The sequence below is a fragment of the Acinetobacter sp. YH16052 genome, from assembly GCF_013417155.1.
GTDB lineage: Bacteria > Pseudomonadota > Gammaproteobacteria > Pseudomonadales > Moraxellaceae > Acinetobacter.
Genome location: NZ_VPEO01000022.1, coordinates 19,001 through 43,041 on the forward strand (window position 1 = coordinate 19,001; position 24,041 = coordinate 43,041).

General features: G+C 44.2%; 22 protein-coding genes and 5 pseudogenes. 21 read left to right on the forward strand and 6 right to left on the reverse strand.

Annotated features, from left to right (window positions below; genetic code table 11):
• The 10 genes and pseudogenes from nuoI to FTV42_RS13225 all read left to right on the forward strand — a co-directional run bounded on the left by nuoI (window position 1) and on the right by FTV42_RS13225 (window position 8,892).
• On the forward strand, window positions 1-543 hold the full coding sequence (gene nuoI / locus FTV42_RS13180) for an NADH-quinone oxidoreductase subunit NuoI (protein ID WP_004280771.1): 543 nt from the start codon (window positions 1-3) through the stop codon (window positions 541-543).
• Window positions 543-1,061, forward strand: a complete 519-nt coding sequence (gene nuoJ / locus FTV42_RS13185) for an NADH-quinone oxidoreductase subunit J (protein ID WP_171054322.1) — start codon at window positions 543-545, stop codon at window positions 1,059-1,061. Before nuoI ends, nuoJ begins: the two co-directional genes overlap by 1 nt.
• Window positions 1,061-1,369 (forward strand): NADH-quinone oxidoreductase subunit NuoK, encoded by a 309-nt coding sequence (gene nuoK, locus FTV42_RS13190; RefSeq protein WP_004280769.1) that lies wholly within the window; start codon window positions 1,061-1,063, stop codon window positions 1,367-1,369. The genes nuoJ and nuoK overlap by 1 nt, the downstream gene beginning before the upstream one ends.
• The gene (nuoL, locus tag FTV42_RS13195; RefSeq protein ID WP_180039028.1) at window positions 1,366-3,261 is read left to right on the forward strand and encodes an NADH-quinone oxidoreductase subunit L; all 1,896 of its coding nucleotides are present in this window, start codon (window positions 1,366-1,368) and stop codon (window positions 3,259-3,261) included. Before nuoK ends, nuoL begins: the two co-directional genes overlap by 4 nt.
• Before the next feature lies 1 nt (window position 3,262).
• A complete protein-coding gene (gene nuoM, locus FTV42_RS13200; protein WP_004280767.1) occupies window positions 3,263-4,876 on the forward strand; it encodes an NADH-quinone oxidoreductase subunit M in 1,614 nt (537 codons plus the stop codon).
• A 3-nt stretch (window positions 4,877-4,879) separates the two neighbouring features.
• A complete protein-coding gene (nuoN, locus tag FTV42_RS13205; RefSeq protein ID WP_180039029.1) occupies window positions 4,880-6,424 on the forward strand; it encodes an NADH-quinone oxidoreductase subunit NuoN in 1,545 nt (514 codons plus the stop codon).
• Between the two features lie 123 nt (window positions 6,425-6,547).
• Window positions 6,548-7,183: a uracil phosphoribosyltransferase gene (gene upp / locus FTV42_RS13210; protein WP_180039030.1), complete on the forward strand. Its 636-nt coding sequence runs from the start codon at window positions 6,548-6,550 to the stop codon at window positions 7,181-7,183.
• Window positions 7,184-7,267: 84 nt separating this feature from the next.
• Complete coding sequence (locus FTV42_RS13215) at window positions 7,268-7,561, forward strand: cold shock domain-containing protein (protein ID WP_005106209.1); 294 nt, start codon at window positions 7,268-7,270, stop codon at window positions 7,559-7,561.
• A gap of 192 nt (window positions 7,562-7,753) precedes the next feature.
• A pseudogene (locus FTV42_RS13220) lies at window positions 7,754-8,113 on the forward strand (hypothetical protein).
• Between the two features lie 154 nt (window positions 8,114-8,267).
• A pseudogene (locus tag FTV42_RS13225) lies at window positions 8,268-8,892 on the forward strand (cold shock domain-containing protein).
• A gap of 32 nt (window positions 8,893-8,924) precedes the next feature.
• Here the strand turns inward: FTV42_RS13225 and gigC are convergent.
• Complete coding sequence (gigC, locus tag FTV42_RS13230; RefSeq protein WP_044111068.1) at window positions 8,925-9,803, reverse strand: LysR family transcriptional regulator GigC; 879 nt, start codon at window positions 9,801-9,803, stop codon at window positions 8,925-8,927.
• A gap of 85 nt (window positions 9,804-9,888) precedes the next feature.
• Here gigC and FTV42_RS13235 point away from each other — a divergent pair, with 85 nt between their 5' ends.
• Window positions 9,889-10,650, forward strand: coding sequence for a ferredoxin--NADP reductase (locus FTV42_RS13235; RefSeq protein ID WP_004280760.1), 762 nt, complete (start codon window positions 9,889-9,891; stop codon window positions 10,648-10,650).
• Window positions 10,651-10,824: 174 nt separating this feature from the next.
• Here FTV42_RS13235 and FTV42_RS13240 read toward each other — a convergent pair.
• Window positions 10,825-11,187: pseudogene (locus tag FTV42_RS13240) on the reverse strand (transposase domain-containing protein); the annotation flags it as partial.
• A 109-nt stretch (window positions 11,188-11,296) separates the two neighbouring features.
• A complete protein-coding gene (locus FTV42_RS13245; protein ID WP_005247880.1) occupies window positions 11,297-11,719 on the reverse strand; it encodes a hypothetical protein in 423 nt (140 codons plus the stop codon).
• 149 nt (window positions 11,720-11,868) lie between these two features.
• Between FTV42_RS13245 and eat the strand changes: the two are divergent.
• The 7 genes and pseudogenes from eat (at window position 11,869) to FTV42_RS13280 (ending at window position 18,680) form a co-directional block, all read left to right on the forward strand.
• Window positions 11,869-13,310, forward strand: a pseudogene (gene eat, locus FTV42_RS13250) (ethanolamine permease).
• 25 nt (window positions 13,311-13,335) lie between these two features.
• Window positions 13,336-14,721, forward strand: a pseudogene (locus FTV42_RS13255) (ethanolamine ammonia-lyase subunit EutB).
• Window positions 14,722-14,730: 9 nt separating this feature from the next.
• Window positions 14,731-15,546 carry an ethanolamine ammonia-lyase subunit EutC gene (gene eutC, locus FTV42_RS13260; RefSeq protein ID WP_180039031.1) on the forward strand — a complete coding sequence of 272 codons (816 nt, stop codon included), beginning with the start codon at window positions 14,731-14,733 and terminating at the stop codon, window positions 15,544-15,546.
• Window positions 15,547-15,684: 138 nt separating this feature from the next.
• Window positions 15,685-16,017, forward strand: a complete 333-nt coding sequence (locus FTV42_RS13265; protein ID WP_005106219.1) for a hypothetical protein — start codon at window positions 15,685-15,687, stop codon at window positions 16,015-16,017.
• A 201-nt stretch (window positions 16,018-16,218) separates the two neighbouring features.
• Window positions 16,219-18,165: a mechanosensitive ion channel gene (locus tag FTV42_RS13270; RefSeq protein WP_180039032.1), complete on the forward strand. Its 1,947-nt coding sequence runs from the start codon at window positions 16,219-16,221 to the stop codon at window positions 18,163-18,165.
• 68 nt (window positions 18,166-18,233) lie between these two features.
• Entirely contained in the window at window positions 18,234-18,401 is a 168-nt protein-coding gene (locus FTV42_RS13275) for a hypothetical protein (RefSeq protein ID WP_005106221.1), read from the forward strand.
• A 129-nt stretch (window positions 18,402-18,530) separates the two neighbouring features.
• Window positions 18,531-18,680 carry a hypothetical protein gene (locus FTV42_RS13280; protein ID WP_004645868.1) on the forward strand — a complete coding sequence of 50 codons (150 nt, stop codon included), beginning with the start codon at window positions 18,531-18,533 and terminating at the stop codon, window positions 18,678-18,680.
• A gap of 29 nt (window positions 18,681-18,709) precedes the next feature.
• Here the strand turns inward: FTV42_RS13280 and FTV42_RS13285 are convergent, their stop codons facing one another.
• Complete coding sequence (locus FTV42_RS13285) at window positions 18,710-19,909, reverse strand: NAD(P)/FAD-dependent oxidoreductase (protein ID WP_180039033.1); 1,200 nt, start codon at window positions 19,907-19,909, stop codon at window positions 18,710-18,712.
• Window positions 19,910-20,096: 187 nt separating this feature from the next.
• On the opposite strand from FTV42_RS13285, the gene FTV42_RS13290 reads away from it, so the two are divergent.
• Window positions 20,097-20,420: a DUF4870 domain-containing protein gene (locus tag FTV42_RS13290; RefSeq protein ID WP_044111062.1), complete on the forward strand. Its 324-nt coding sequence runs from the start codon at window positions 20,097-20,099 to the stop codon at window positions 20,418-20,420.
• Here the strand turns inward: FTV42_RS13290 and FTV42_RS13295 are convergent.
• Window positions 20,417-21,298: a 1-aminocyclopropane-1-carboxylate deaminase/D-cysteine desulfhydrase gene (locus tag FTV42_RS13295; protein ID WP_044111059.1), complete on the reverse strand. Its 882-nt coding sequence runs from the start codon at window positions 21,296-21,298 to the stop codon at window positions 20,417-20,419. The genes FTV42_RS13290 and FTV42_RS13295 overlap by 4 nt on opposite strands.
• A 180-nt stretch (window positions 21,299-21,478) precedes the next feature.
• Between FTV42_RS13295 and FTV42_RS13300 the strand changes: the two genes are divergently transcribed.
• Both FTV42_RS13300 and FTV42_RS13305 read left to right on the forward strand, forming a co-directional pair.
• On the forward strand, window positions 21,479-21,661 hold the full coding sequence (locus tag FTV42_RS13300) for an NF038215 family lipoprotein (RefSeq protein WP_005104073.1): 183 nt from the start codon (window positions 21,479-21,481) through the stop codon (window positions 21,659-21,661).
• A gap of 103 nt (window positions 21,662-21,764) precedes the next feature.
• Complete coding sequence (locus FTV42_RS13305; RefSeq protein WP_004280739.1) at window positions 21,765-22,388, forward strand: LysE family translocator; 624 nt, start codon at window positions 21,765-21,767, stop codon at window positions 22,386-22,388.
• A gap of 69 nt (window positions 22,389-22,457) precedes the next feature.
• Here FTV42_RS13305 and FTV42_RS13310 read toward each other — a convergent pair whose 3' ends face one another.
• The gene (locus FTV42_RS13310) at window positions 22,458-23,645 is read right to left on the reverse strand and encodes an ammonium transporter (protein WP_044111056.1); all 1,188 of its coding nucleotides are present in this window, start codon (window positions 23,643-23,645) and stop codon (window positions 22,458-22,460) included.
• Between the last annotated feature and the right edge of the window lie 396 nt (window positions 23,646-24,041).

Consider the following 24,041-nt stretch of genomic DNA (forward strand, 5'->3'; position numbering starts at 1 on the left):
ATGTTTAAATTTCTAGCTGGATTCGGGTCAATCGTTCGTTCGTTGTGGATGGTGTTCAGCCACGCAACACGTAAACGTGACACCATTTTATATCCGGAAGTGCCGGCCGAAGAAATCGTGCCACCACGTTTCCGTGGTCGTATTGTATTAACGCGTGACCCTGATGGCGAAGAGCGTTGTGTCGCATGTAACCTGTGTGCGGTTGCCTGTCCGGTAGGCTGTATTTCATTACAAAAAGCAGAACGTGAAGATGGTCGCTGGTATCCGGAATTTTTCCGTATCAACTTCTCGCGTTGTATTTTCTGCGGTATGTGTGAAGAAGCGTGTCCAACCACTGCGATTCAGATGACCCCGGACTTCGAGCTTGGCGAATATGTTCGTCAGGACTTGGTCTATGAAAAAGAACACCTGCTGATTTCTGGTCCTGGTAAATATCCTGACTATAACTTCTACCGTGTCACCGGTATGGCAGTTGCTGGTAAGGACAAAGGTCAAGCACAGCGTGAAAGTGCACCTGTTGATGTACGGAGTCTATTACCATGATGTGGCCATTTTATTTAATGGCCCTCGTGGCCATTGTCTCTACGGTTCGCGTGGTCACTAACGCGAATCCGGTACATGCTTTATTAAGTCTGATCGTGTCATTGCTTGCAGTCGCAGGCATGTTCCTGATCGTGGGTGCACCATTCGCTGGTGCGCTGGAAGTGATTGTTTATGCGGGCGCGATCATGGTGTTGTTCGTGTTCGTAGTGATGATGCTGAACCTGGGTGAGCAGACCGTTGAACAAGAACGCAAATGGTTGACCTCATCGGCTTGGGCTTATCCGGCGTTGATGAGCTTCCTGATCGGCTTGGTACTGGTATGGGTATTAAACTCTGATTACACACAAGCTTCACTGGTAATGGGTACAGAAATGGTGGGCCCGAAAGCAGTGGGTCAAGCACTCTTTACGCAATACTTGTTGTTGGTTGAAGTTGCCGCGATGTTATTGCTTGCTGCCCTGGTAGCTGCATTCCATTTAGGTAAACGTGAACCAGATGCAGAAGAGGAAAAAGAATAATGGGCAACATCCCTTTAGAGCATGGTTTGATCGTTGCATCTATTCTCTTTGCACTGGGTTTTTACGGTGTAATGGTGCGACGCAACCTACTATTTATTTTAATGAGCCTTGAAATCATGATGAACGCTGCTGCTTTAGCGTTCGTCCTGGCGGGCAGTGCATGGGCACAGCCAGATGGTCAGATCATGTTTATCCTGATCCTGACGCTTGCTGCGGCAGAGGCTTGTATTGGTCTTGCGATCGTCCTTCAGTTCTATCATCGCTTCCATCACCTGGATGTGGATGCTGCTAGTGAGATGCGCGGATGAGTTATTTATATCTAACAATTTTATTTCCGCTCATTGGTTTTGTCCTGTTAGCGGCGGGGCGCAACAAGCTTCCGGAATCTGTTGCAGCGATGATTGGTGTGGGTGCAGTCGGTTTATCTGCACTGTTCGCACTGATTGCAGGTATGGACTTTGTGAATAATGGTTCAACTGCAGTTGTGCAACATCTCTGGACCTGGTTCAGTGTTGGCAGTTTTGCTCCGGGCATCAGCTTGCAGCTGGATGGCTTGTCTTTATTGATGCTGGGCATGGTCACTGGTGTGGGTTTCTTAATTCACATCTTTGCATCATGGTATATGCGCGGTGAAGAAGACTTTGCACGTTTCTTCTCTTACTTCAACCTGTTCGTTGCCAGCATGTTATTGCTGGTATTGGGTGACAACCTGGCGTTGTTATTCTTGGGTTGGGAAGGCGTAGGTCTGTGTTCATACCTGTTGATCGGTTATTACTACCAGAACCCGGCAAACGGTCTGGCGGCAATCAAGGCATTTACTGTGACCCGTATTGGTGACGTATTCCTGCTGATTGCCATGTTCCTGATCTTCCAGCAATTCGGTACCTTGAACATTCAGTACATCGTCGAAAATGCGGCGACTGTAATGGCGCAAAGTTCTTCATTGACCATCTGGACAGCATTGCTCTTATTCTTGGGTGCGGCAGGTAAATCTGCACAGATCCCGTTACAAACATGGTTAGCCGATGCGATGGCAGGTCCGACACCTGTTTCTGCATTGATCCATGCTGCAACAATGGTAACAGCCGGTGTTTACCTGTGCTGCCGTCTGTTCGCAGTCTTTGAACTTGCACCAGAAGTGATGGTATTTATTTCGATCACAGGTGCGGTGACCTTGCTTGTGGCTGGTTTTGCTGCACTGGTTCAAACCGACATCAAACGTATTCTGGCATACTCAACCATGAGTCAGCTCGGTTATATGTTTATGGCGGTAGGTGCTGAAGCATACCAGGCAGGTCTGTTCCATATGCTGACTCACGCATTCTTCAAGGCATTATTGTTCTTGTCGTCTGGTGCGGTGATTCTGGCTTACCATCACGAACAAAACATCTTCAAGATGGGCGGTCTGTTCTACAAGAACAAATTCCTGTTTGCATGTTTCGCGATTGGTGGCGGTGCATTGGCAGCGATTCCATTCCTGACCATTGGTTTCTTCTCCAAAGATGCGATTCTTGCTGCAGTCTGGACGCAAAGTCATATTGCTGGTTTGCCAGTATATAACACGCTGTACTGGGTGGGTGTTGCAGGTGCATTCTTAACGTCTATTTATACATTCCGTTTAATCTGGGTTGTATTCTTCGGCAAAGAAAACACGCCTTATCATGAAATCAAAGGTGCAACTTACTGGGCGCCACTGGCGATTCTTGCTGTACTTTCAACAGGTCTGGCGATCGTATTAAAAGCACCGGTAATGAGCATTCTGGATGCTGCACAAATTCCAGCCTTCATTATTCCTGAAGCGCTTGAAGCAGGTGCACATGGTGCTGAATACATCGCAATTGCTGTTGCTTTGACAGGTCTTGCAGTGGGTGTCGTGCTGTTCGCTTTTGCTTACAATGCAGTCAAACGTTTTGCAGCCACTTCTGTAGGTGCTGGCCTGGTCAACATCTGCCGTAATGCATTAGGTTTCGATACGCTGTATGACATCATTTTCGTGAAGCCATATTTATTGTTCGCGAAGATCTTTGGTCGTGATCCAATTGATGGCCTATGGCTGGTACTTCCTGCACTTGTTAAAGGTGGTCACAGCTTTACAAGTTCACGTCAAACCGGTTCACTGCGTGAATATGCATCTAGTATGGGGCTCGGTGTCGTTGTCCTACTGATGATCTTGATCGTGATTCAGGTCGTGGGGAAATAAAATGGAAGCTCCAAACAATATTATTTTGCCGGCTCTGATCCTCATTCCGTTCATTGCAGGTTTCATATGCTGGTTGGTCGATAAACTCGACCAACACTTACCGCGTTATATCGCGCTGATCGGTATGCTGGTGACGTTGGTTTTGACCATCGTCCTTTGGCAGACTGGTACCTATAACTATGAATTAGGCGGTGCTACACCTTCGTGGGCTGCCGAATTCAAATTGCCTTGGATTCAAACCCTGGGCATTAACATTCACTTAGCAGTGGATGGTTTATCACTTCTTATGGTTGGCTTGACTGCACTCCTGGGTGTATTGGCAGTAGGCTGTTCATGGGGCGAGATTCAAAAGAACGTTGGTTTCTTCCACTTGAACCTTTTATGGTCTTTAGGTGGTGTCATCGGTGTGTTTCTGGCGATTGACTTATTCCTGTTCTTCTTCTTCTGGGAGATGATGCTGGTGCCGATCTACTTCCTGATTGCCCTTTGGGGTCATAAAGGGGCAGAGGGCAAGTCACGTGTTTATGCAGCTAACAAGTTCTTCATTTACACGCAGGTTGCCGGTTTGGTGATGCTGATTGGTATCCTTGGTCTGGTGACTGTGGGCTATACCATGACTGGCGAAATCCGTTTCGACTACAACTATCTATTAGGTGTAGCGAATACGCTTGACGCTCAGGCGCCAGCGGTGGCTTATGCATTCATGATCTGTTTATTCATCGGTTTTGCGGTAAAACTTCCAGTTTTCCCATTACACGGCTGGTTACCAGATGCGCATGCGCAAGCACCAACAGCGGGTTCTGTCGATCTTGCAGGTATCTTGATTAAGACTGCGGCGTACGGTTTATTACGTTTCGTGATTCCGTTCTTCCCGGCAGCGTCTGCACAGTTTGCAGACTTCGCAATCATCCTGGGTTTAATCGGTATTTTCTACGGTGCTTGGTGTGCTTTCCAGCAAACCGATATGAAACGCTTGTTGGCTTATACCTCTATTTCACACATGGGCTTCGTTTTACTTGCGATCTACGCAGGTAACATCCTGACCTTCCAGGGTCTGATGATCATGATGTTGGCACATGGTATTTCATCTGCTGCGCTGTTCATTATGTGTGGTCAGGTATATGAGCGTGTGCATACGCGTGATATGCGTTTGATGGGTGGTATGCGTGGTCAATTCCCTTATCTTGCATTCTTCCTGATGTTCTTCGTTGCGGCGCTTGTAGGTATTCCAGGTCTAGGTAACTTCATTGGTGAGTTCCTGATCCTGATGGGTGCTTATGCGAAATTCCCGGCGTTTACCATTCTTGCGGCAATCAGCTTGGTATTTGCGGGTCTGTACGGTCTGATCCTGATTCACAAAGCCCTGTTTGGTGTACCAAATGAAGCGCAACAGCAGCACTATACAAATCCATTAAAAGATCTAAATGCACGTGAAATCGCATTATTGTTGATCTGTGCGTTTGGTCTACTTTGGCTTGGTCTATATCCACAAAGCTTCCTTGACGTTTCTAACTCAAGCATGGCGTGGTTAGCGAATAGCTACATTCCAGTTCAAGAAGTGGTTGAAGTTGCTGATCAAGTAACGACTCAACTTGAAAATGTGGAGATCCAATAAGCCATGAACTTCACAATGTCTTTTTCTGAGATTATGCCTCTAGCACCTGTGATGATCGTGTCGTTAACTGCGATCGTCGTGATGTTGCTGACCGCAATTAAGCGTAACCATAACCTGGTGGCTACTACCACGGTGATTGGTTTAAACCTTGCTGCGTTCTATATCATTTTCGTTTTGTTGGCGGGCGTATTTGCACCTGCCAACGTGATGAATCTGTTCATCGTAGATCCATTTACGATGCTGTATCAGTTTGTGATCCTGATTGCTGCACTTGCATGTGCAACGCTATCTCACGCGTATATCGAAACCTATAAAGATAACCGTGAAGAGCTGTATATCCTGATGCTGACATCCGTTGCGGGTGCCATGCTAATGGTGGCTAGCTCACACTATGCATCATTCTTTATCAGCCTTGAGTTGATGTCGATTCCTGTATATGGCTTGTTGGCATATACACATCAACGTTCTCAATCGCTTGAAGCGGGTGTGAAATATCTGGTGCTTTCAGCAACTGCGTCAGCAATGCTGCTCATGGGTATGGCATATATTTATGCATATACAGGTACTTTAAGTTTCGTGGCTGAACCAGGCAAACTGTTTACTGTATTCAGTCAACCGGCTGTCGTGATTGGTCTGGCATTAATTGTATTTGCAGTCGCATTTAAATTATCGCTGGCACCATTCCACAAATGGACACCAGACGTATATGCTGGTGCACCAGCGCCAATCGCGACTTTCCTTGCGACTGTTGCGAAAGTAGCCATGATTGGTCTGTTTGTTCGTTATGCGTTGTCTTCGGGTCTAATTCTGGCAGACAGCTTCGTCACGATCATCTCAATTATTGCGGTTCTGTCTATCCTTGCAGGTAACTTGCTGGCGGTTCGCCAAGTGAACTTGAAACGTATCTTGGCATACTCTTCAATTGCACACTTTGGTTATTTGCTGGTTGCCATCGTAAGTTCACGTAATACGGATTTCTTACAAGTTCAAGGTTTCGCGACTTTTGAAAGTGTAAACGTCTACGTGATTACTTATGTATTAACCACGATCGGTGCGTTCGGTGTTGTTACGCTGATGTCTAGTCCGTATAACAATACGGATGAGGCGGGTAGTCTGGCTGAATACCGTGGCCTGTTCTGGCGCCGTCCAGTATTGACTGCTGTATTGACAGTGATGATGCTGTCTCTTGCAGGTATTCCTTTAACTGCCGGCTTTATCGGTAAGTTCCTGGTGATTAAAACTGCGGTTGCAGGCGAAGCCTGGTTCCTGACTGCGATGGTCATCCTGGGTTCTGGTATCGGTCTATACTACTACCTACGTGTGATGGTTGTGCTTTACATGACACCACCTGAAACACCACGTTTAGATGCGGTGAATCATTGGGGTCAAAAAGTGGGCGGTATCATGGTACTTCTTGCTGCGCTTGCGGTACTTGTGATCGGTGTCTACCCAGATCCAGTAATTGCAGTATCTAAATATGCATTCTTTGCCATGTCACCTGAATTGCAACAGTTCATTTTCACTTTGGTTCAAAGTGGTTTTAACTAATATCTGCAAAGATTGACGTTATTACAAAAAAGCCTCCATGATTGGGGGCTTTTTTATTTATACAAATCAATAAAAGCCTTTATAATAGCGGAAATTTATCTTTAACCTTTTAGGTGTTCTCCCGTGGCAATCCATGAAATCCGTCATCCACTCATTCGACATAAGCTTGGTTTACTCCGTCGTGCAGATATTAGTACCAAAAATTTCCGTGAGTTAGCTCAAGAAGTGACCATGCTTCTGACTTATGAAGCAACTAAAGACCTGCCAATGGTTGAACATGATATTGATGGCTGGAATGGTGCTGTTACAGTTGACCGTATTGCGGGTAAAAAAATCACGGTTGTGCCAATTCTACGTGCCGGTATTGGTATGCTCGACGGTTTCTTGAACCTGATTCCAAGTGCAAAAGTATCAGTACTTGGTTTAGAGCGTGATGAAGAAACTCTGGAAGCACGTACCTATTATAAAAAACTGGTTCCAGACGTACAAAACCGTATCGCGATGATCATTGATCCAATGTTGGCGACTGGTTCTTCTTTAGTGGCTGCCATTGATGTACTGAAAGCCAGCGGCTGTAAAGATATTCGTGTGATGGTTCTGGTTGCTGCACCAGAAGGCATTAAGCGTGTAGAAGCTACGCATCCGGATGTGATGATTTTTACTGCTTCTATCGATAATGGCTTAAATGAAAATGGTTATATCGTTCCAGGTCTTGGCGATGCTGGCGATAAAATCTTTGGTTCAGTTCAAAAAGACTAATTTTTGAATATGATGAAAAAAGGGGCTACTACAGCCTCTTTTTTATATAATGTAGACAGGGCATTTTCAGGATAGGACAATAGCATGAAAGATGAATTGTATCAGGGCAAAATCAAACAGTATGACCCTGCCAAAGGTTTCGGTTTTATTGGCTGCGCTGAGGGAGATGTATTCTTCCATATTTCAGACTTCCCTGCAGCAGAAGGCGAGCCAAAACGCAATGAACGCGTGAAATTTAATGTTGTTGAAAATGGCGATAAGTACAAAGCGATTAAGATTGAACGTGTCGAAGACAACTCAAAGAAAGCTAAAAAAACCAAAGTGGCGACACACAATAAATCAATTACATCGGTATTGTTAAACAACTTCCGCGGTTAATAGATAATCTTCATACTTAAATCGTGTTTAGTCACATTTAAAAAGAGGCTTTCGAGCCTCTTTTTTATAGTGCCACCGCTTACATATTCAAAGAGACAGATAACACATAAAAAATCCACCAAATAGCAACAATGCTGAGCATTTCCTTTGGCTTAGAATACAAATTAAATGAATTCTATAGAGAAAAGTGTCATGTTTACGGATGGAAAAATTAAAACTTACGATTCCGAACGTGGTATGGGTACTTTGGAGTTGGTAGGGGAAGCTCAAGAGTTAAGTTTCAAGTTATAGGATCTACCTTCGCCTGAAATTGAGCCACAAATTGGAGAGCGGCTTAAATTTAGAATCATTCCTCAACAAGAAAGCATGACCTTAGACAACATGGTACGTCTGGATATTAAAGTGCAGGATGAATTTGTGCCAGAAGTCGTCGCCTTGCAATCCTTGGCACCTACAGTTCCTGTTCCGGTACGTAATTCACTTTTCTTTAGTCCGACCCTATGGCTGGCATTGGTATCAGCTGTTGGCTTTATGATTTTTGGCGAAGTATAAATAAAAAAGATTTTTTTACTTTTAACTAGGGATCTATTCTTCCGTCATAAGATGCACTTCTAGTTTTTGTGTTTCTGCTTTAGAGAATTTTACAAAAGATTTTCGGTCTCTTTTTGATTACAATCATAAAAAATATTAGAGATAAGAGCGAATTATGTTTCAAGAGGGGAAAATCAAAACCTATAACGAAGATCGTGGTTTTGGTTTTATTCAGATCGAAGGGCAATCCAAAGATTTATTTTTTCATGTCAAAGACCTTCCCAATAAAAATATTCCGCCAAAAATTGGGGAAAAATTAAAGTTTTTAATTGTGGAAGATAATGGAAAATTTAAGGCAGATCATATTGTTCGATTGGATGTTAAAATAGAGATAAAGCGACATACTCCTCAATCTCGAGCTGCAAATACTATTCAAAGAAAGTCTGTAAGCGGGCGTGAGTATAAAGAGAAAAAAGACAAAGGGATTTAATTTTATAAATTTTCTTGTGGGTTTAGTTATTGTAACTATATTTGGTGCTATTTTTATTCCATTTATCTCGGGGATATATCAAAGAGAAACATTAAAAATGCAGGTTGCTGAAGTAACTAATACATCTCAGCTGGTGAATAACCCTAAAACAAATCATGCTGACTTATATAGTTGTGATGGTCGAAAGCATTGTTCAGAAATGCGTTCTTACGAAGAGGCGGTATTCTTTATTAATCATTGCCCTGGAACCATGATGGATGGTGATCGTGATGGCGAGCCATGTGAAGGGCAATTTAAAAATAGATGGTAATAAAAAAAGCACCTTAAGGTGCTTTTCATATTTTAACTTTCACAAAAATTCATAAAGGCTCTCAGACCTGGACCCTGATATTTCTGGCGATGTACCAGCATAAACAGCGGACGAGTCAGCGACCAGAATGGTGTATCCAGAATTACCAGTTGACCTTTTTCACGTAAAGGCTCAATCGCAAGTTTGGAAATGCAGGACATACCAATTCCGCCCGCTACAATTTTTAAAATCGCTTCATTATGACCGAGTGTTAGACGGATATTGGCATCTGGTACATCTTTCAAGATGGCATTGTCAAACACCTCACGGGTACCTGAACCTTCTTCACGCAAAATCCATTCTACAGATTTGAAATCTTCAGCGGTTAGTTCACGGTTCAATTGCGCAAGAGGGTGGTCTAGCGCACAGCACACAGCCAGCTCATCATCACGCCAATGGATACATTGCAATTGTGGCAGATGACAAGATCCTTCGATCAGGGCCAGATCCAGCTGGAACTGATTCACCGCTTCAATCATTTGACGGGTATTACCGACTTGAAGCTGTAAATGTGCTTGCGGCTTGATTTTCAAGAAATCGGCCATCAGGTCAGGAATCAGGTAATCTGAGATCGTCAGGGTTGCACCCAAACGTAAATCGATACTTTGAAGCTCACCTTTAGCGACTTGTTCAAAAGATTCACAACGACCTAAAATTTCCAGGGCTTGAGGGAGAAGAAAGCGCCCCAGGTCATTTAGCTGTAAACGTTTGCCTAGACGGTCAAATAGTGGAGCACCCAGACCATCTTCCAGATCTGCTAAAGCCATACTAGCCGCACTTTGTGTAAGCTTGACGGCATCGCTAGCCTTCGTTACGGTACCCTCTTGTGCCACTGCTACAAAAACAGCCAATTGGCGTAAAGTCATGCGCATGAGTAGAGCCTTAACATTTAAAAAATATTAATAAATTATGTTGCCATGCTACCATGAGCACAGTCTTTCATGCCACGTTGAAATCATGTCAATTGAAAAATTTACCCGAGAAAAAGTTTTATCTGTACACCGTTGGACCAATACATTATTTAGTTTTACGATGACACGCCCGGCACATTTCAAATTTACCGCAGGGCAGTTTGCGCGTATTGGTTTGCAAGTGGGGGATGAACTGGTGGTTCGTGCCTATTCGGTAGTGTCATCTCCTTTTGATGAAACTCTGGAGTTTTTCTCGATTGTCGTTCCTGAAGGTAAATTTACCTCCAATTTACAGCACCTCAAAGTCGGGGATGAGCTGCATCTGGAAAAAATTCCTTATGGTTATCTGACTCTGGCACGTTATCAATTGCCTTTGCCTAAAGACCTATGGTTACTGGGTACCGGCACGGGGCTGGCACCGTTTATTTGCATGTTGCAAGACTTTGAGACCTGGAGCAAATACGAAAAAATCAATCTGGTTTATAGTGTACGCACCCGGGCAGAACTCGCTTATGTAGACCGGATTCAAGAAATCGCTGAAACCTTTGGCGAAGGACATACTGGTTTTAAATTTATCCCGATTATTACCCGTGAACCCGATGCACCTTTACACGACCGTTTACCGATTTTGATTGCCAATGGTGAGCTGGAAAAGGCAGCAGGTATCGCGTTTAATCCGGAAACGACGCATGTCATGCTTTGTGGTAACCCGGATATGGTCGATGATACCAAAGAAGCCTTAAAAGCTCGTGGCCTGACCATGAACCGTCGTGGTGAAGGAAATATTGCGGTCGAGAATTACTGGTAAGGTTGAAGGATTTATGAGCAAAACCCCCTGCTTGAAGGCAATGCGGTTCCTTTAACAGGAGCGGCATTGTGATCTAAGGGATAACGGTTTTTTAACATTTTGACTCTCCGAAGCCTTGTAGGCCTCTCTAAAACAAACTACCTATCCCTGTCTAAGTTCCGACAGCCCAGCCGGATAATGCTCTTGTCCCCAGTGCTGATCGGTCTGGTGAAATAGCCACTCCACAGAATCTGCACCAAGATGTTTACGTGTATTGGTTAGACTAATGCGCGTCAGCAAGTCATAAGAGGCTAACCACTGAGTGCAAATATTGAGTCTTCTTGCTGCTTCATGGATGAGGACATCACGGAAAATCGCCATTCCAAGAACCAGCCAAAGTACCTGATCCGCAGGCAAGCACCGCCTGCGAATAGTCGCGGGACTGCTCAACCTGAGTGTGGACTTGACCCACTCAACGGGGATATTGTGAATAAAAGTACTCAGATTCGAGAGCTTAAACAGATTGTTAAGATCTAAAATATCCTGCTGAAATACCATAAAAAAATCCGATGCCAAACCTGACATCGGATTCTCTAATGAATTCCAAAATGATTCAAATGCTTAAGTAAACAGCATTGCCCATTGCGGAGGTTTTTTCGATTCAAGCTTAATGCACAAACATATCCATGGATTCACGGATTTCCTGAATAGCTGTTTCGACATCGGGGCTGAGCCAGGTCGGTTCAAAGAATCCGGCATAGTGCTCAATACGGTCTGCAGGCACCACCAGGCGAACCGGACAGTCTTCTTCCAATAATCGCCACGGAATAATCGGCACTTCATTATCCAACCATGCCGTTACATCTCGAATATCGATAATCATCGCATTGACACAGTCCGGAAAAGGCATCACGGAAAATTCTTCGGTACGACGGCGGAAATATTCCAGATCCTGCCAGCGCAGCAGGAAGCTTGGCTTGCTGAATTCAATAATTCCAATCAGATGCTGATCACGGCTGTAGTGCAGCATGCATTGATGTGTGACGTCAGTATCAAGATCAAGCGATACACTTTGTTGACGATACGCCATATAACTCGGGTGTATAAATGAGAAGGTGGATAATTATAACGCATTTCATCGCTGAAAGGCAGCGTCTCAACTGTCTTCACTAAAGCCTGCGGAACCGGTATGGCTTATGCATATCTTCAGGGAACAACGATAAAAACAACGAGGTTGCTATGTCAGAGTCAAAAAGTGTGATTGATACCAGTGTGACTGAAACAGCAGTACAAGAAGATTATTTTGCCTTGCGCCAGCTCAAGAAAGGCGCCGTAGGTTGGCTGCTTCTCGTCGGTCTGGGGGTCGCGTATGTGATTTCCGGTGACTTCGCTGGCTGGAATTTTGGTTTGGCACAGGGGGGGGGGTAGGCATGTTTATTGCGACCATTGTGGTGGCATTCATGTATCTGTGTATGTGTCTGGCCATGTCCGAAATGTCGACCATGCTGCCGACTGCAGGTGGGGGTTACAGTTTTGCTCGTACTGCTTTTGGTCCCTTTGGCGGCTATCTGACCGGGAGTGCCATCCTGATTGAATATGCCATTGCTCCGGCAGCAATTGCCTGTTTCATTGGTGCCTATTGCGAAGCCTTGTTTGGTATTGGCGGCTGGATCATTTATCTGGTGAGCTATCTGGTTTTTATGGGCTTGCATCTGAAAGGTGCAGGTGAAGCACTCAAGATCATGTTTGTGATTACCGCAATTGCTGCGGTTGCCTTGATGGTGTTTATCTTTGGCATGTTGCCTCATTTTAATAGTGCAAACCTGTTTGATATTGCGGTCAGTACGGAAGCGGCGGGTGCAAGCAGTTTCCTGCCATTGGGCTATCTGGGCATCTAGGCAGCAGTGCCTTATGCGATCTGGTTTTTTCTGGCAGTTGAAGGTGTCCCGCTGGCAGCAGAGGAGGCCAAAGAGCCAGCTAAATCCTTGCCGCGTGGCCTGATTGGTTCCATGCTGATTCTGGCATTCTTTGCGCTAAGTATTTTGTTACTCGGTCCTGGCGCAGCAGGTGCAGATACGCTGAAAAATTCCGGTGCACCGCTGGTGGATGCCTTGGTGGCGGTCTATGGTGCCAATACCTGGATGGCAAGTTTCGTGAATTTTGTCGGTCTCGCTGGTCTGATTGCCAGTTTCTTCTCGATTATCTATGCCTATTCCCGTCAAATTTTTGCGCTCTCACGTGCCGGTTATTTACCGAAAAAATTGTCCTTAACCAACAGCAATCATGCACCTTATTTGGCCATCATTATTCCAGGGATTATTGGCTTCCTGTTATCCCTTTTGGGTGAAGGTGATTTGCTGATTCTGATGGCGGTCTTTGGTGCCACTATTTCCTATGTCTTGATGATGATGTCCTACATCAAGCTTAAACTGTCTCGACCAAATCTGGCACGTCCGTATAAAGCACCGGGCGGTATTGTGACTGCGTCCATTGCGCTGGTACTTGCTGCGATTGCAGTGATTGGAGGCTTTCTGGTCGATCCAAAAGTCTGGTTAATGGCAGCCGCTATTTACGTGGCACTGATTCTCTATTTCCTACTGTATAGCCGTCATCATCTGGTGGCCGGTACACCGGAAGAAGAATTTGTCCGTATCGAGGCAGCAGAAAAGGAATTGAAATAAACCATCTTGCAGGGAGAATACGCTTATGCTGTATCAGATCAATGTGGCCAGTCAGCATTATGTCTTTGAGGATTTAAAAACCTTATTGGCCAAGGCCACCCCTGAACGTTCTGGTGATCAGCTGGCAGGGATTGCGCCCACTGATGCAACCGAGCGTGTTGCTGCACAAATGTGTCTGGCAGAAGTACCATTACAGCAGTTTTTGAAAGAAGCAGTGGTTCCTTATGAAGAGGATGAAATCACCCGCCTGATCATGGATGAACATGATGCTGATGCCTTTTATCCAATCTCGCATTTTACTGTCGGAGATTTTCGTAACTGGCTGCTGAGTGCAGATGCCACCACAGAAAAACTTGCTGCTTTAAAAATGGGCCTGATTCCAGAAATGGTCGCAGCGGTTAGTAAAATCATGCGCAATCAGGATCTGATTCTGGTGGCAAAAAAATGCCGAGTAGTGACTCGGTTCAGAAATACCATCGGGCTGGCAGGGCATCTTTCTACCCGCTTGCAGCCGAACCACCCGACTGATGATCTGATGGGCATTTCAGCTTCGATTCTGGATGGACTAATTTATGGCAATGGTGATGCCGTGATCGGGATTAATCCGGCCACAGATAATCTGCAGAATTTGACTGAGCTGCTCAAACTGCTCGATCATGTCATTCAGGAATATGAGATTCCGACTCAATCTTGTGTTTTGACCCATATTACTTCTGGCATTCAGCTGGCAAATAAAAATGTTCCGATTGATCTGATGTTCCAGTCTATTGCGGGAACCTAAACAGCCAATACTGGTTTCGGTATCAATCTGGCGCTGCTGCAGGAAGGCTATGAAGCTGCCTTAAGCCTGCAACGCGGCACAGTGGGCCAAAATGTCATGTATTTTGAAACCGGACAGGGCAGTGCCTTATCCAGCAATGGCCATCATGGCGTGGATCAACAGACCCTGGAAGCGCGTGCCTACGCCGTGGCGCGTAAGTTTAATCCCTTGCTGGTCAATACTGTAGTCGGCTTTATCGGGCCAGAATATCTGTATAACGGCAAGCAGATTATCCGGGCCGGGCTGGAAGATCATTTCTGTGGCAAGCTGCTCGGTGTGCCAATGGGCTGTGATATTTGCTACACCAATCATGCCGATGCCGATCAGGATGATATGGATATACTGCTGACCTTGCTTGCCAATGCCGGATTGAATTTTATCATGGGTATTCCCGGTTCAGATGATGTGATGCTGAACTATCAGACGACATCCTTTCATGATGCTCTTTATATTCGACAGTTATTAGGACTGAAACCAGCTCCTGAATTTGACCACTGGCTACAACAGCAAGGCATTTTGGCGCAACAGTCCAATCAGTTGCACTGGCCGACCGAGCTACCGAAGCAATTTTTACGTCTAATCCTGTCTTGAGGAAGTACTATGAAACTGATTGCCGATGTAAAATTTGAGTCCCAATTACAGGATAATCCCTGGCAGAAATTAAAAGCATTTACTGATGCACGGATTGCCTTAGGCCGAACTGGGGGCAGCTTGCCGACTCGACCAAGTCTGGAATTTCAACTGGCGCATGCCCAGGCCAAAGATGCGGTACTGAAGCCACTGGATGTTGAATCTTTAAAAGCTGGTTTGTGTAAAATAGGACTACCCATTCTGGATATTGAAAGTCAGGCTGTGGAAAAGGACCTTTATCTTAAACGTCCCGATCTTGGGCGTGTGCTTTCAGAACACTCCAAAACGATGTTGCAGCAATACCGGGCCGAACATCAGCAACATTGGGATGTGGTCATTATTTTAGGAGATGGGCTGTCGGCACGTGCCATTGAGGAAAATAGCCTGCATTTTATTCCGGCCTTGCTAGAGGCATGCAAAGAACAAGGCTGGCAGATTGCCCCCTTAGTGATTGCCCGTGGCAGTCGTGTGGCACTGGGTGATGAATTGGCAGAAATTTTACAGGCGAAAATGCTGGTCATGCTAATTGGCGAACGGCCGGGTTTGAGCTCACCCGATAGTATGGGAATTTATTACACTTATAATGCTTTTAAAGGGTGTCATGATGCCTTGCGCAACTGTATTTCCAATGTCCGTTCTGCGGGCTTGGCCTATCCACTAGCTATCCAGCGACTGGTCGCATTGATGCGTAAATCCTGTGAGTTACAGCTTTCAGGGGTGCAGTTGAAAGATGAACACGAAACCCCAGTCGATATGCAACGTAGCCCAGCCAAACGGCTATTTTAAAGTAGCATCTAGCAGAGAATTCTGATGGATTAGTGACTTACATCCCGTCACCATCTCACCATGTTTTGTCACAGAAGCCCTATTCACAGCTTGTTATTCTAAAAATCTACTTATGAATAACAAAGAGTGAGGATGGTTATGGTCGATGATTTCAATAAAAAACCACCTTTAAATCATCAGGCAGACGTGACGCAGAAAAAGCGTATCCCTGTTTATATCTTGATTTTGGTCGGTATTTTTTTACTCGCACTACTGTTCTATATGTTTGCTGACATGAATCCAGATGCGAATGATGCTCCTGCAGGACATCCAAATCCGAATGTACAGCCTGCTACCCCAAATAATTCAACTCCAGTCGGTGAGCCTACACAAGGCACCGCCACCATGAATGATGGAACGGAAGCTACAGCAACCGTGGGTGATGGCACAGAAGCAACAGCAACTGCGACTGATGGACAGGCGACTCAATAACTGAAAATACCTGAAAAGCTCTAGTGAACCACTGGGGCTTTTTTGCAATGGATGGTGATGTTTTAAGGTAGTGCCATCTACCTGGCTTGAGCCTGAAAACATCAAATCTAATATGAATCCGGAAAAAGAAGGGGCTGATTGTTTCAGGGAGATGCCCCCGATTTCAGATAAATAGCTTAATAACAAAGAGGGTAGAACAACATGAATGATTATATGAGAAGCCCGCGTGGTGGCTTCGATGCCATGTACTATTGGGATCAATTCCATCCCATTCTTAGTGCAATTGCCATATTAGTAATTGGCTGGATAATTGCGTTACTGGTCTCGGCAGGCGTTAAAAAGCTCTTGCAAAAACTGGGCACCAATACACATTTAAATACGGCGACAGGTCATCACTCCAATGTGGAGAGCATTATCGCCCGCGTCGTGTTCTGGATTATTCTGATTATTGCCGTGATTGGTGCGCTGAACGTGCTCAATCTTACCAGTGTCAGCGGTCCATTCAGTAATATGATCCAGCAGTTCCTGTTATTTATCCCGCAGTTACTAGGTGCAATTGCAGTCGGATTCATAGGTTGGATTGTGGCCAATCTGGTGAAGATAGGGCTACAAAAACTGCTAGACCGAACGCAACTCGATGAAAAACTCAGTGCTGAAGTCGGTGTCAGTCCGATTAGTAAAAACATCAGTGAAATTGCTTACTGGTTAATTTTATTACTGTTCTTGCCAATCGTGCTGTCTATTCTGGGTCTCAACGGTCTGCTGTTACCAGTTCAGAATATGCTGACCGATGTTGTTAGTTACTTACCAAACATCTTCATTGCTGCAGTCATCATTTTTGTCGGTTATATCCTGGCGAAAATTGTGCGCGGTATTGTTGAAGGACTATTAAACAGTCTGAACGTACAGCAACATGCTGAAAAAGTAGGCATCTTCAAAAACTCGAATGTTTCTCAGGTGATTGGTTCATTTATCTTCGCCGTGGTGATCATTACGGCACTGATCATTGCATTTGAAGCATTGGGTATCGAGGCCATTTCTCAGCCTGCTACAGCCATGCTATATGAAATCATGAATGCCATTCCGAATATTATCGCTGCTGCGTTGATTCTGATTCTGGCGTATGTGGTCTCTAAACTGGTAGCACGTCTGGTAGTTGAAGTAGTTGCCGGTACAGGTGTTGATGAAATTCCTGCCAAACTGGATATCCAGCGTTTTTTAGGCACGACTAAACTTTCCAGTGTAGTCGGTTTCCTGATCGTTTTATTCACCATGCTATTTGCGGTATCTGAAGCAGCGAACCGTCTGGGCTTTGAACAGATCAGTGGTCTTATTGCAATGTTCATCTACTTCGGTGCCAATATCCTGCTCGGTGCGGTGATTCTGGTAATCGGTTTCTGGCTGGCAAATATTGTTGCGAATATCGTACAACGTGGTGAATATAACAGCTCACGCTGGTTAGCCAATCTGGTTCGTGTTCTGATCATGGGACTCGTTGTGGCAATGGGTCTGCGTGCCATGGGTATTGCCGATTCAATTGTTAACTTGGCATTTGGTCTAACTTTGGGTGCTGTAGCAGTGGCATTTGCCTTGGCATTTGGTTTGGGTGGTCGTCAACCTGCGGAGCGTGTACTCACAGATTTGATTGATAAAGCCAAACGAGAAGCTAAAGAACCCAATCCAGTCAAAGAAAAAGCTGAGAACAGCATATTTTCTGGATTAGGTAGCAAGACCACAGGTACAAGTGCAGCCGACATGTCAGGTACTACAGGTGCGGCGATGGGTATGAGTTCTACAGATAGCTCAATGAGCCAGTCCTCTGGTGGTTCGCAAACTGCTACGGGTACTAGCGATTCCTCAATCACAACTCCAGGAGCAGGCATCGTGCCAAATCAGGATTCAGACAAGAGTACGCCCATGAGTACGGATTTATCCCATACTACCCCGGCAATCCTTACCACTGCACCACAGGATGATGAGTTATTAGGTATTGATCCTGTCAATCCGGATGCGGATCAGGCCGTACCAGATTCAGTAAAAGTCGATCCGACTCATCCACCAGCCAATAATCCATTTGGTTCAACCGGAGAAAAAGAGCCAGATGTCGATATTGACCGTTCAACTCAGAAAAAAGATGACCTGAAATAACCTTTTATTTTTAAGCAAAATCGACCACGCTCATGTGGTCGATTTTGTTCAGTCATAAGGAAAAATGAATGAATACCAAGAAACCTAACAAAGTTCTGGCGCCTTTAGTCATTGCAGGAATTACGATTGGCTTTTTTACCGCTGCCTATCGATTTATTTTTGTAAAGAGCAAGCAGGACGAGCAGTCTGAGCGGGAGCTGGATAAGAAAATACCAGAGGCAGACGAATTTAACTGAGAAGTCAATCCTGCTCAGTCGCTAGGAATAGAATTTATTTTTTAAAAAATATAGAATATTCAAGTGAATACTAAAATGATTTTGGTATTTTTCTTGCATTAAAAATATAAAGAAAAGGAGATCAACAATATGTGGAAAGCACTCCAACATAAATTCATGGCATCTTCAGCAGATGACGTACCACTATTTCTGCGAGAAGCTCAAAAAATGCAGCTGACGATTGACCGTTTAACAAATACGGCCAATCTCAACCTGTTTAAAACAGACTATCTGGAATGAGTTAAGTAGCAAACCAGATTATCTATTGATTAAATATATTCCGATGCGGCATGTGCCGATGACCATGCCCATTGGAAATTATAACCGCCCAAATGTCCAGTAACATCCAGCACTTCACCAATAAAATACAAGCCTTTCTGCTTTTTACTTTCCATGGTTTTTGAGGATATTTCTGTAGTGTCTACACCACCCAAAGTCACCTCCGCTGTACGGTAGCCTTCAGTTCCTGAAGGTTTCACTTCAAAGCCATGCAGACGTGCCGCAATCTGTTCCAGCTTGTCATCGCTGATATTACCAATGGCAGTTTCAGCGCTTTCAGTCCAGATCAGATTTTGTAATTCAGCCACCACACTTTTCGGTAAATATTCATTGAGTAGTGTACGTAACAAGACTTTGGGCTGGCTTTGTTTTTTTGCTTTAAAGAAATCCAGTAAGTCTACACTCGGTAAGAAATCGACCTTAAAGCTCTGCCCGACATTCCAGTAATTGGAAAGTTGCAGGGAACTTGGCCCACTCAAACCGCGATGGGTAAATAGTAGTGCTTCGGTAAAGCTGTTGAGTTCATTGGAGAGTGTTGCTTCTACGGCATTGCCGCTTAAGCGCGTGGTGACTTCTTTAAATCCGTCAGAGAAGGTAAATGGAACCAGTCCAGCACGGGTTGGATAGACGTGATGTCCAAACTGTTTTGCAATCTCATAGCCAATGCCTGAACCGCCAAGCGTAGGAATCGATAAACCACCAGATGCCACGACTACAGATTCAACTTCAAAATATCCTAGTGAGGTCGCCACTTGAAAGCCTTGATCATCGACTAGATTGACTGCTTTCACTTCGCAGCTGGTTTTAATATCGACCAGACCGGTTTTGTCACATTCCGCTAGCAGCATCGACAAGATATCTTTTGCACCATTTAAGGTAAACAGCTGTCCATGTTTGCGCTCTTCATAGGCAATACCGTATTCACATACCAAGCCGATAAAGTCCCAGTTGGTATAACGCGTTAAAGCTGAAATCACAAAATGTGGATTGTGTGAAATGTAATTGCTCGGTTCGACTTCCAGATTGGTGAAATTACATTTACCACCGCCAGACATCAGGATTTTTTTGCCAACCTTATTGGCTTTTTCCACTACCACGACTTTACGCCCACGTTGCGCAGCCATATACGCCGTCATTAAACCTGAGGCACCGGCACCTATGACTAGAACATCGTATTGCTTGGAAGACATCACACACTCAAGGGAGAAGAAAAGGGAAGCATTATAGACAATTTTATTTCAGCTTTCTCTATTCCAGAAAAATCAGTTCCGTGATTGCAGATTCACAGTGGATTTTAAACATAAAATATTTGAAAGCTGTCTAAAACTCATGCATAGTTTTTGTACAAACTAAAAACATAATAACAAGGAAAAGCGAATGGCAAGCGCGGAAGATTTAAAACAATATAATCTCATTACTTATATTCTTTATATTTTAGGATTTTTTCTTGGTCTGACCCCATTTATTGCGATTGTGATGAATTATATCAAGCGTGATGAAATGCGCGGTACCTGGCTGGAAAGTCATGTCGACTGGCAAATTAAAACCTTCTGGATCAGTTTGCTGGGCTATATCGTCGGTGGCTTATTGACTGTGATCTTGATTGGTTTCCTGATTGTATTTCTGGTCTTTATCTGGCATATCTACCGCTTGGTCAAAGGGTTAATTGCCTTAAATAATAATCAACCGATTGAAGCTTAGGTTGCTGTAAAACCAAAGGGAATATGACGGCCTTGCAGACCACCAGTATGAATCACCAACAGTTTTGATCCAGCCGGAAAATAATTTTTCTCGATTAGATCAAAAATCCCCATCAGCATTTTAGCCGTGTAGATCTGCTCCAGTGGAATTGCAAATTCCGCTTCAAAATCCCGGATAAACTGCATCAAGGCTGCACTGGTTTTGGCATAGCCACCACAGCAATAATCATCGAGAATATTCCAGTTGGTTTTTTTCGTCAGCTGGGCGACTTCATCTTTTAAAAATGAACCTTTCAGTGCAGAAAATCCTAAAACCTGTTGATGCCCATGACTGGCTTCGATCAATCCACTGATGGTGCCACCGGTGCCTACTGCACAACAAATCACATCAAATTGCGCATCGCCATCTTTTAATATTTCCTGACAACCTTGAATCGCCAAAGCATTGGTTCCACCTTCAGGAATAATATAATGTTCAGGAAATTGTTGAGCGAGTTCGGCCAAATACTCAGGCTGTTGCTTGCGTCGATATTCATCACGACTGACAAAGTGCAGTTGCATCCCGAATTGCTGGGCGGTGGCTAATGTTGGATTCAATGGGTGATCAGCCAGTTCTTCACCTCGAATCATACCAACACTCTGAAAACCAAACTGCTGTGCGGCAAATGCAGTAGCGGCAATATGATTGGAATAAGCACCTCCAAAACTCAGAATATGCTGATAATCCTGTCTTTTGGCTTCAAGAAAATTGTATTTCAGTTTAAAAAACTTGTTGCCCGAAATTTGCGGATGCACCAGATCCAGACGACGTATTGTTAAAGTAATATCGTGAAAATTAATCTGTTGATCTGGAATATTTTGAGCAATTTTTTCAAACATAAAAGTTCGCAAAGTTCATGATAGAGGCATTATAGCGGAAGTGCTAAAAATCAAAGTTTTTCAATAAGCCATTATTCGCTGAAAGCTATGGAATTGGTTGTAGATTGTCACAAATATTCCGCTGATTATTTAAACAACAATGCTAATCTAAACAGAGGAAACCCTGAGGAGGGTAGAATAATGAAAATATTATCCTGTGCTGTGTGGGTCGGCATGCTGCTCAGTCTGTCGGGCTGTGATGATGCGTTGAATAAACCTAAAACAGAAACCCGTACCATGATTATTGGTGGCGTACCTGTATATGAGCAGGATTATCAACTGCTAGACAAGCATTTGAGTGCTCAGGATCAGTTGAAACCTTAAGTAATTGCTATAGTTGAAATTCATGACAAATCCAGAAATTTTTACAGCAAATTGTCAGGTTTTTGCTTAAAATAGCCCTTCAATTTTTAAGTCAGGTTATCTCGTGGAATCATTCTGGATTTTAGGTTCGATTGCTTTTGCCCTGATGTTAGGCGCAATGAGCCCCGGACCGACTTCTATTTATGTGGCAAAAAACTCAATTGCCATTTCACGTAAACATGGTTTATTTACTGCATTGGGTACTGGTCTCGGTGCAGCGATTTTTGGTCTGTTGGCGGTTCTCGGTTTGCAGGCATTTTTACTAGCTGTACCTTCAGCTTATCTGGCCTTAAAAATTTGTGGTGGTTTATATTTACTTTGGTTGGCGTTTAAAATCATTAAACATGCCAAAGATCCGATCGAAGCGGATACAACCATTAGCAAACAGATGTCTTTACGCCGTGCTTTTACCACTGGTTTAATCACACAGTTGTCCAATCCCAAAATTGCGATTGTGCTGGCCAGTATTTTTACCGCGTTATTGCCCAAAGAAATTCCAACGTATTTTTATTTTGTTTTGCCTGTCTTATGTTTCTTTATTGATGCAGGCTGGTGTTCACTAGTCGCAGTTGCATTATCTGCGGAAAAGCCACGTCGTGTTTATTTGAAGTTTAAGGCTTTGTTTGACCGCGCAGCAGGCGCAGTTATGACGGTACTTGGCTTAAAATTAATTTTTGGTATGAAGTAATTACTTCATCTAGATGCTCTGCTTATAAATAAAAAAAGCCCCTAGTCGTAGAGGCTTTTTTTATGTCTATTAAAAAGTATTTTCTTCCGAATTAGCAGAAATACGATGAATCGACAAGTCTGCACCATTGAACTCTTCTTCCTCAGTCAGGCGAATACCCATCAAAACCTTAAGCAAGCCATACACCAAAAAACCACCCGCCAAAGCAATGACAATCGCCAGCATTGTACCTAGGAGTTGTGAAATTAAAGACACTCCTCCCATTCCTCCGAGCCATTGCTGACCGAAGATACCCACAGCTAATCCACCAAAAGCACCACAAACACCATGTAAAGGCCAGACTCCCAATACATCATCCACTCTAAGTTTATTTTGGGTATAGGTAAAAAGTTTCACAAAAATAATACCGGCGCTGATCCCGATAAAAAAAGCACCCAAGGGATGAACAACATCTGATCCGGCACAAATCGCCACCAGACCTGCTAAGGGACCATTATGCAGGAAGCCCGGGTCATCTTTCCCCGCAACTTTGGCTGCTATTGTTCCACCGATCATGGCCATCAAAGAGTTAATGGCGACCAGTCCAGAAATGGCATCCAGCCGCTGCGCGCTCATGACATTGAAGCCGAACCAGCCAACAATCAGAATCCAGGAACCCAAAGCCAAAAAAGGAATTGATGAAGGAGGATGCGCGGTGATCCGGCCATCTTTTTTGTAACGGCCATGACGCGCACCAAGTAGGATTATTGCGGCCAGTGCGATCCAGCCGCCCATTGCATGAACGACAACTGAACCGGCAAAATCATGAAAACTTGCACCAAATGCATGGGTCAGCCAATCCTGAAAACCAAGGTTGCCATTCCAGATCATACCCTCAAAAAACGGATAGATCAGCGCAACCAGAAATAATGTCGCTAAAGCCTGTGAACGCATTTTGGCACGCTCTGCAATCCCGCCAGAGATAATCGCTGGAATGGCTGCAGCAAAGGTCAACAGGAAAAAACAGCGCATCAGATTGTAGCCATGATCGGCAGACAAGGTTGCAGCATCATGGAAAAAGTGCTGTCCGTAGGCAATATAGTAGCCCACTAAAAAATAGGCGATCGCAGAAATGGCAAAGTCGGTTAGAATTTTACTTAAGGCATTGACCTGGTTTTTATGTCGAACTGTTCCAAGCTCTAAAAAAGCAAATCCAGCATGCATGGCAAGCACTAGAACTGCACCGAGAAGAAGAAATAATAAGTCTATATTTTGCATGGTGCGTTCCAATTTAGTGCTCGGGATCACAAAAGAAAATCAGTATATAGAGGCAAATGGATTGTAGAAGAGGCCTAAGCAAAGGAAATTTTGATGAAGAATTTCTTGAAATTGATAAGACTCGATATAAAGCACAATACAATTTTTGTGCACCAAACTAAGACACAGGAAGAGTTCATGAAATTCAAATTTATATTATATTTTTAGGTATTTATATTTATCGTGAGAAAAACGGTGTTAAAAAGGCATGCTAAAGGTGCACATGAAAAGGGCTTTGTTGCACAAAGCTATTCTTGAGGGCTTCTTTAGCAATATAATTTCCAGATGAAGAAGCCTGCACCTAAAACTTACCGTACAACCAATTGGTCCTCGTATAACCAAGCTTTAATCAAGCGA